Origin of the sequence: Polaromonas sp. CG_9.5 (assembly GCF_035984465.1) — a bacterium.
Classification (GTDB): domain Bacteria; phylum Pseudomonadota; class Gammaproteobacteria; order Burkholderiales; family Burkholderiaceae_C; genus Polaromonas.
Genome location: NZ_JAXCHR010000012.1, coordinates 104659 through 112576 on the forward strand (window position 1 = coordinate 104659; position 7918 = coordinate 112576).

At 62.2% G+C, this 7918-nt stretch carries 7 protein-coding genes; 2 read left to right on the plus strand and 5 right to left on the minus strand.

Features of this window, described 5'->3' with window-relative positions; translation table 11 throughout:
* Positions 1–20: 20 nt before the first annotated feature.
* Genes RCH06_RS11325 through RCH06_RS11335 form a run of 3 tightly spaced genes read right to left on the minus strand, consistent with a single transcriptional unit; the run spans position 21 to position 3376 of the window.
* On the minus strand, positions 21–2099 hold the full coding sequence (locus tag RCH06_RS11325; protein ID WP_036805517.1) for a 4Fe-4S binding protein: 2079 nt from the start codon (positions 2097–2099) through the stop codon (positions 21–23).
* A complete protein-coding gene (locus RCH06_RS11330; protein WP_327081565.1) occupies positions 2062–2793 on the minus strand; it encodes a DUF3306 domain-containing protein in 732 nt (243 codons plus the stop codon). The genes RCH06_RS11325 and RCH06_RS11330 overlap by 38 nt, the downstream gene beginning before the upstream one ends.
* Complete coding sequence (locus RCH06_RS11335) at positions 2786–3376, minus strand: DUF3305 domain-containing protein (protein WP_327081566.1); 591 nt, start codon at positions 3374–3376, stop codon at positions 2786–2788. The genes RCH06_RS11330 and RCH06_RS11335 overlap by 8 nt, the downstream gene beginning before the upstream one ends.
* A gap of 147 nt (positions 3377–3523) precedes the next feature.
* Here RCH06_RS11335 and RCH06_RS11340 point away from each other — a divergent pair, with 147 nt between their 5' ends.
* The gene (locus tag RCH06_RS11340) at positions 3524–4021 is read left to right on the plus strand and encodes a C40 family peptidase (protein ID WP_327081567.1); all 498 of its coding nucleotides are present in this window, start codon (positions 3524–3526) and stop codon (positions 4019–4021) included.
* A 317-nt stretch (positions 4022–4338) separates the two neighbouring features.
* Here the strand turns inward: RCH06_RS11340 and RCH06_RS11345 are convergent, their stop codons facing one another.
* Complete coding sequence (locus RCH06_RS11345; RefSeq protein ID WP_327081568.1) at positions 4339–5334, minus strand: L,D-transpeptidase; 996 nt, start codon at positions 5332–5334, stop codon at positions 4339–4341.
* 98 nt (positions 5335–5432) lie between these two features.
* Complete coding sequence (locus RCH06_RS11350) at positions 5433–6305, minus strand: hypothetical protein (RefSeq protein ID WP_327081569.1); 873 nt, start codon at positions 6303–6305, stop codon at positions 5433–5435.
* A gap of 759 nt (positions 6306–7064) precedes the next feature.
* Here RCH06_RS11350 and RCH06_RS11355 point away from each other — a divergent pair.
* Positions 7065–7862 (plus strand): transporter substrate-binding domain-containing protein, encoded by a 798-nt coding sequence (locus RCH06_RS11355; protein WP_327081570.1) that lies wholly within the window; start codon positions 7065–7067, stop codon positions 7860–7862.
* The last annotated feature ends 56 nt before the right edge of the window (positions 7863–7918 follow it).

Sequence of the window (7918 nt, forward strand, 5' to 3'; positions counted from 1 at the left end):
TTGGCTGGTGTGAACTGAAGTTAACGAATGTCGGAAATCTTGACTTCGTTGTCGGCCGAGTAAATGTCGATCACGCGGCAGTCGCTGCACATCTTTAAGCGGTTTGCCGCCGCACCCTGGAACATGGCATGGCCGGCCAGTTTGCCCAGCATGGACTCAATCGCCTTGAGCGTGCCGAACGGCTTGCTGCAGCGGATGCAGGCATAGGGCTGCATCTCGTTGATGACCACGGATTCCTTGCGCTGCGCAGTGAGCCTGAGCTGGGGCACCAGCGCTAGCGCATTTTCCGGGCAGGTCGTGACGCACAGGCCGCACTGCACGCAGTTCTTTTCAATGAACCGGAGCTGCGGGCGTTCGGCGTTGTCCTGCAGGGCGCTGGCCGGGCAAGCGCTGACACAGCTCAGGCACAGGGTGCAGGCGTCTTTGTTGATGGCCAGCGCGCCCAGCGGCGATGCGGCCGGCAGCGCAATCACTTCAACCTTGAGCAGCTTGACCGCTGTGACCATCGTGGCCGGCGCCTGCGCCATCAAATGGTCCAGCGCCAGCTCCAGCGTGGCGCGCTTGTCGGCCTGCACGGCAAAACCGGCAGGCTGGGCAACGCCCTGCGCGGGCATGGCCTGCAACTGGACATCAAGCGCCGCCAGATCGCGCGCATCTTTGGCCTCCAGCAAGCGGAAATGCTCGCCCGAAAAACCGAGTCCGGTGAGGATGGCCTGCGCCACGTCCATCTGCGCGCGCACGGCTTCACGGTACTGCGGCGCTTCCTCGCCCGTCATCAGCACCCACACCTGCGACGCGCCATATGCCACGCTGGAAAGCCACAGCTCCAGGCCGGTTGAGGCGGTGTGAAACAGCCCCAGCGGCATCACGCGCGCCGGCACGCCGCGAATCGCCGGGTCGAGCCGGGCCCTGCGGCCCAAATCGCCGAGCAGACGCGTGCCGGCCTCCTGGCTGTGCAACAGCAGCGCGGCGTGCTTGCCGCCAGCTTTGGCGTAAGTGGTCAGCAGCGTCTTGATTTTTGTGCCCTGCTCGGCAGGGCGCGGGTAGGCATAGGAAATGGCGCCGGTCGGGCAGACGGTGGTGCAGGCGCCGCAGCCGACGCACAGGTTGGGGTTCACCTTGATCTGCTGGCGATTTTTTTCGCTGCTGATGGCCGAGGCCGAACACACGTCGATGCAGGCGCTGCAGCCCACGGTGTTGTTGCGGCTGTGGGCGCACAGCTTTTGCTTGTAATTGAAGAACTTGGGCTTTTCAAATTCGCCCACCAGCGAACGCAGTTGCAGCAGCGTGCGGCTGTCCTGGCCATCCCAGCGGAAATAGCCTTGCGGCAGTGCATGCTGGGTAAAGGCCGGTGTGGCGCGCAGGTCGAGCACCAGGTCGAATTTTTCGCTCAGTGCCTCAGGCTCGCGGCTGAAATCGATGGCGCCGGCGACGCCGCAAACCTTCACGCAGGCCCGGTGCGACTGGCACAGGTTCATGTCAATCTGGTAGTCAAAGCCGATGGCGCCTTCCGGGCAGGCCGACAGGCAGGCGTTGCAGCGGGTGCACAGGTCCAGGTCAATCGGGTTGCTGCGTGTCCAGTTCAGCTCGAAGGCGCCCAGCCAGCCGGTCAGTTGCCCGATCTGCCCGGCCAGCACTGGATAGCGCCGCTCTTGCAGGCCGCCTTTGCTGCCTGCGCCCAGGCTGAACAGCGTGACGTCGAGCGCATCCGAGACCAGTTCGGCGGCGCGCTCGGCCGCATCGAGTGGGCCGATGATGAGCAGGCGGCCGGCGCTCTTGTAGGTCACCGTCGGCACCGGTTCGGCATCAGGCAGATGGGCAAGCGCCAGCAAGGCGGCAATCTTGGCGCTGGCCTGCCCGGCGTCCTTGCTCCAACCACCGGTTTCCCGGATGTTGACAAACTTGATGACGGATGTGGCGCCTTCTGTCTGCTGCGCGAGTTCGGCGAACAGCCGGGTTTCCTGGGTGCAGGCGACGATGACGTCGTCACCGGACTGGACAGCCTTCTGGAAGGCGCCTGCTTCGCGCCGGCACAGCGTCGAATGCAGCGTCAGGTTTTCATCAAGTGCCGAGCCCAGCGCCAGGGGCTGAAGGGGCATGGTCTGGTTGCAGTCGCAGATGAGAGTGGGCATGGTCGTCGGGTTGGCTGGCGCCGTGGTCCTCGAAAGGCTCGGGCTGGCTGGGGAGTTCAGCGATTGGGGTTGTCGGACCGTGGATATCTGCGGAATCTGGGGAATTTGCGGACTGTGCCACGATTTCAGGCGTAGGGTTATTCAGCTCATCCGGAGGTGACGAATCTACAGGAAATTGCACTTCAGCGGTTTCTTGGCCGTTATCATTATTTTCATCATCTTCGTTAAAAATTTTCAATAGCTTGGCGCCAACCATCTGTCGCAGCATGGAGTCCGGAATCGGGTCGGGGATGGAGTAGTCGCCAATATAGATGTCGAGACCGTCCATCACGTTGTAGTGCGGGTCGGTGAAAAGTTTTTTCATGGCGGCATTGCGCACGTCGGCACCGACATTTCGGGCCATGAAGGGCTGGAAGTCGGAATCCTGGGTGAGTGCCTTCACATCGTCCAGCGACAGCAGCTTTTCGGACGCTTCTGCGGGCGGCGTCGCAGCCGCGGAGGCCTGGTCCGTACCAGTTACAAGCGCTGTAGGGAAAGCAACAGGGGCGATCGCTGGCGCGGCTTTCACCGGTGCGGCAGGCTCGGCCAGCGGCTTGCCCTGCAGCGCGTCGGTCTTGCGCTGCGACCAGCGGCCCAGGAATCCAGAGGGCGCTTCAGCCACGGCCACCTCCACCGCCAAACTTCTTTTCAGTGCTCACGCGGGCCGGGCTGCCAAAGCGGTCGACCAGCGGCTTGAAGCTTTGCGGGCGCTGGCGGCGCTTGGCCTCCAGCACATGGTGTTCATCGACAAAATGCTGCATCCACTGCACCACGTCGGGCGGGGCCGGCACTTGTTCCACAGTTTCCTGGGCATCGAGCCAGCGGCCTGCATCGTGGTAGCTCAAGGTGACGATCTGCGGCACGGCAACCGGCTCTTCGGCCAGCGCCGCTTCTTCTTCCATGCGCCAGACGACCCAGAAACACGGCTGGGGCGTGGTGACATTGAGGTAGTAGCCTTCGGCATCGCCCCGGTGCAACTCCACCCGGAAGCCGGGATGCAGCCAGCGCTCCTCGCGCTCGTCCTTCAGCAGTAGGCGCGGTTGTTTGCCAAAGCTGACCTCATGCGGCACCACATCGGCCAGCATCCAGCGCCACGGCTGCCAGACGTTGTCGATGCGCTCGCGTCGCATGACCACGGCCACATCCATGCAGGGTCGGCGAAGGGCGTCATCAGTCTCGGGGGACTGCATCAGAAAATCAAGCATTCGGCGAGTGTACGGCGGCCTTCATGCTAATGGCCATCAAGGTCTTTTTACCGGCATCCGTCTGCGGTAGCATGTCAGGCCGGCTTGCACGCCTCGAGGCGTTGCAGGCAACCCAACTCGGTTGACTGTGTTTTTGGCGGAGATCAAATGAACCCTCAGACGTATTCCCGCAGGCGCTGCGGCCAGTGGCTGGGCTGCATGACGCTGCTGGCGTTTGCCGGCTGTGCGACCCGGCCCGCCCATGTGGCGCGCTCCCCGAATGCTTCGCGCACCGGGGGCGAAATCGCGGTGTTTGCGCTGTCGCTGCTGGACATGCCTTATGTTTCAGGCGGGCGCGGCGCGGCCACAGGGTTCGACTGCTCCGGACTGGTTTCCCATGTCTACCTTCAGGCCGCCGGTATTGCGCTGCGCGGAAGTGCTGCGTCCATGGCCAAGGCCGCCCGCCCCATCAACCCGGCCGACCTGATGCCAGGCGATCTGGTGTTTTTCAATACGCTGGGTTATTCGTTCTCGCATGTCGGCATTTATGTGGGCGACGGGCGCTTCGTGCATGCCAGCAACCCGCGCACCGGCGTCAGAACCGACCGGCTGGACAGCAAATACTATGCAGCGCGGTTTGAAGGTGCGAAAACGGTATTGGGCTGAACCTGCGCGCTCAGTGGCGTGTCGTCTTTGCAGCGCGGCTGCAGCAACCCGCCACCCGGTTCATTAGCTGCCATCGCGTGCGTCGCGACGCCTAATTTCTGAAAAACGCTGGGTCTGAATACCTCCCCAATCCCTCTGCCCTACGCTATAAAATAAATAGCTGCCTGCGCATACAGGACGTGCGCCACAGCCAGTTTTTATGCATAAACAGTGAATTAGGCGTGATTCTGGCGGGCACGGCCTGCTGGCGCGCGAAGGCAACCGCGCTGTTGACCCGCGCCCGCGCCGCCAGCACAAGCCATTTGCCCCAACCGGTGTCAGGGCGTTGCAGGTTTGGCCGCTGATTTGGCCGCTGGCTTGGGTTTTGATTTGGCGGCGGGTTTGCGTGTCACCGGCAAGGGCGACCAGTCTGGCCGCGCCTCGCGTTGGGTGTCCACCACGACCAGATAGCGCCCCGGCGACGACACGGGCGTGCGGTCTTTGCGCAGCACCCACAGCTTGTCACCCTCCGCCAGCGCACGGTCGTAGTCTTCATCAATCAAGCCGTGGCGGTCGATGAAGTCATTGAGCGTTGCCGGAATGCGCACACAGCCTTCGGACTGCGCCGTGCCCAGGCGCGGTTCCGCCAGCACCGGGTCGGTCGAATGCATTTGCAGCCGCAGCTTGCCCATTGACCCGTCGCCCCAGCCGCGTGGCGACTCGATCCAGCCAAAGTCATAAACCCGCCGGCCTTTGACGCCGTAGCCCCGAAAGCCCAGCTTGTTTTTCGTGCCCTCGGCGCGAAAGTCCGGGTTCGCCAGCGAATGATCGAACACACCGAGCGGCGTCAAAAAATGCTCGTAGCGGCCCGGCAGGCCGGTCGATACCGGCGAGGCCCCGACAAATTGCCAGCCACGCTCCGACCCCCAATACAGCAGCGCCGCCTGCACGTTCGGGCTGCGGTCGACCAGCACGATGAATTGCGGCGCGGCCAGCGTCACTTGCGCAGCAGCCAGCGCGTCCTGCAGGCGCGCGGCATACGCCAGCTGCTCGTCTTCGGGGATCAGCAGGCGCGAAGCCACCTGCTGTGCAAACTCGGCGGCCAGCGGCGCCGGGCTGGCAGGTGCTGCACCCTCGGGCAGCAAGGTTTCAGCCGACACCCCGGCGCTCAGGCTCCAGCCCAGAAAAGCGCCCAGAGCCAGCACCGCAGACCGCCTTGAAAGACCGCCGGACGGCCTCGCTGCGGAGGGCATTATGGTGCGCAAAGCCAGTTCAACTGCGCCTGCAATCTGTTTGTTTTTGCGTCGCAGCGTGTCAAGGAGTCGAGTGTTCATGGGCTCGATTGTGCGTGTGCCACCTGTGCAAATCGGTAGGGCAATACCCCGTAAACCGGAAAAATCCAACGCCCGCTGATCCTTTTTCCAAATCGGCTTCATACCACCCTTGGCCCCGCCCAGCAGCCGCTCATCAGGCCTTTGGGCTTGTTCTGCGCACTGACCTGCGCGCTCGATTCCCAGGCGTCCTGCTGGACGTTCAGGCCGGCGTACACGCCATAGCCAGCGCCTGCGCGAATTTCATCGCCCGCAGACAAACTCTCGCCAGCCTTGATGGAGCCATTGGCCTGAATGGATTCGCCGGACTTGATGCCCCAGCCGGCTTCCAGATGCATGCCGCCACTGACGGCCCCGCCGGCCAGCATGCCCTGCCCGGCGCGGATGCTGTCAGCGCAGACGATGGCACCGCCCGCATTCAGCCCCTTGCCACATTCGAGCAGCCCGTGAACGATCAGGTCTTGCCCGACAAACGCATTGCCCTGCAAGGACAACTTGCCGTGGCAGATCACGTCCCAGGCAGCGCGCATGTCGCCCCCGCAAACCAGCGCTTGCTGGACCTCGATGCCCCAATCGGCGCGGATGCCGCCGCCCGCCCGGAGCGTGCCGCCGCTGTGGATGCTGCCAGCCACCCGGATGTCTTCGCCTGCCACGATGGCGCGACCGGCGCGCAAGCCGCCACCGGCCCGGATGGAGCGCCCGGCCTGAATCACGGTGTCGACATCGATGCCGCCTTTAACCTCCACGCTGCCCGCAAAGACAATCGCCTCGGCCCCGAGTGAGTCAACGCGCAACACTTCGTTGGTCGGGCCAAACTGCGTCAACAGCCAGCAGGCATCATCGACACGCCCGGCACTGACCAGCGTGTCCAGCGCGGCCTGGTAGCCGCTGCCGTCTTCCACATTGCGCACAAACCAGCGAAAGCCATCGGCGCACGGGCTCTTGGCACGGAGAAAATTTTTGGTGAATTCCATGGTGGTCAATCCCGCTCAGTCATGAAGCACACGGCGCATGCGTGCTGAACGGGATCAGGCTTGGCGCGAGCGTTTAAGGCAGTGGCGGCGCATGGCGCGCGGGCCGTCGAATGAAAAGCACTTCGGCAGACAGGCAAGCGTTTGCCGTCGTTATCTGGATACATGACGCATCTCCATCGGGTGCGGCCGGCTCTGACATCAGCAGACGGCCGCTATCGCGCTGAGCGGGTGCCCGGCGATGGATGGTTTGCGCAAAAAAGAGAAAAGGTTATCGCCGGGCGGAGGAATGTGCGACCGGCTTGTACGGCCAGATCTCGCACGCAACGGCGCGCCTCACCACAGGCAAGCGGTGCATGGAGCCTGCTCCAGGGTGAGGAAAAATGGGGTGCATGGGTGGGAAACAGTGCGGGGGGATGGTGCTAATTTTAGCAGTGGGGGTTTTCGCGTCAAAAGCCATCCGCTTTTTAACACTGCTTTGGTGCAACTTCGCTTGAAGACGACAACCACCTTGAAACCAGCAAAGCTGATGAACACCGTACTCGCAGTTTCACTTCATCAAGCTGCCTATTACACGACACGCAAGCAGTTCACGGCCAATGCCACACAAAGCGGGTAAACGCATGCGGCAACTGATGGCGACTGACGCCAATGCCGCTACGATCACATGCCCACTCAATTTGCTGGCAGTTTTTACCTAAACGCGCAGCCTGAGCAAGGGAAAGCCAATCCCCTACCTGATCAACTCTGGAGTATCTTGAAATGATGACAAGAAAAGTGCTTTTCCTGGCGGCTGCGGCTGTTGCGGCCAGTCTGTCGCTCACGGAGTTTGCGCACGCCGGGCCACGCCTCGACAAAATCATGGAAAGCAAGGTCATCCGCGTGGGCACGCCGGGCGACTATCGACCGTTCGCCATCAAGAGCGATGCAGGCTTTGCCGGCCATGACATCGACGTCATTGAACTGATGGCCAAGGAAATGGGCGTCAAAGTCGAATATGTACAGACCTCATGGCCCAACCTGATGAAAGATCTTCAGGCGGACAAGTTTGATGTGGCAGTCGGCGGCATTACCCGCAATATCGGGCGAATCCGCTACGTCGAGATGCTGCCAGGCTACGCGCCCTTCGGCAAGGTTGCGCTGGTGCGGGCGGCTGACAAAGCAAAATACATGAGCCCTGAAGACCTGAACAAACCGGGGGTTCGCGTCATCAAGAATCCGGGCGGCACCAACGAGGCCTATGTGCTGGACAAGCTGAAGTCGGCCCAGGTCAGCACGCATGACAAGAATGCGGAAATTCCCGGATTGATTGCCGAAGGAAAAGGCGACGTGATGATCACCGAAACCTATGAAGCACTGCACTACAGCAAGGCAGATCCACGCCTCTATGCCGCTTACATCGATATGCCGCTGACGCCCAAAAACAAACTTGGCTTCATGATGCCAGCCGATGATGCGGATTACTCCCGTGTCATGGCGTTCACCTGGGATGTGCTGGACACGCGCGGCCAGCTGAAACAGGGTAACCGTCCGACGAACACCATTCTTGCGCCGGGTTGATGAGCCGGGCAGTATCCGGGGAGTTGCCCACCACGATGGTGTGCACTTAACCCGGA

Excerpts from the sequence above, each read along its gene's own strand:
- RCH06_RS11325 (WP_036805517.1), bottom strand. The coding sequence starts at position 2,099 with ATGCCCCTTCAGCCCCTGGCGCTGGGCTCGGCACTTGATGAAAACCTG.
- RCH06_RS11335 (WP_327081566.1), bottom strand. The coding sequence starts at position 3,376 with ATGCTTGATTTTCTGATGCAGTCCCCCGAGACTGATGACGCCCTTCGC.
- RCH06_RS11340 (WP_327081567.1), top strand. The coding sequence starts at position 3,524 with ATGAACCCTCAGACGTATTCCCGCAGGCGCTGCGGCCAGTGGCTGGGC.
- RCH06_RS11345 (WP_327081568.1), bottom strand. The coding sequence starts at position 5,334 with ATGAACACTCGACTCCTTGACACGCTGCGACGCAAAAACAAACAGATT.
- RCH06_RS11350 (WP_327081569.1), bottom strand. The coding sequence starts at position 6,305 with ATGGAATTCACCAAAAATTTTCTCCGTGCCAAGAGCCCGTGCGCCGAT.
- RCH06_RS11355 (WP_327081570.1), top strand. The coding sequence starts at position 7,065 with ATGATGACAAGAAAAGTGCTTTTCCTGGCGGCTGCGGCTGTTGCGGCC.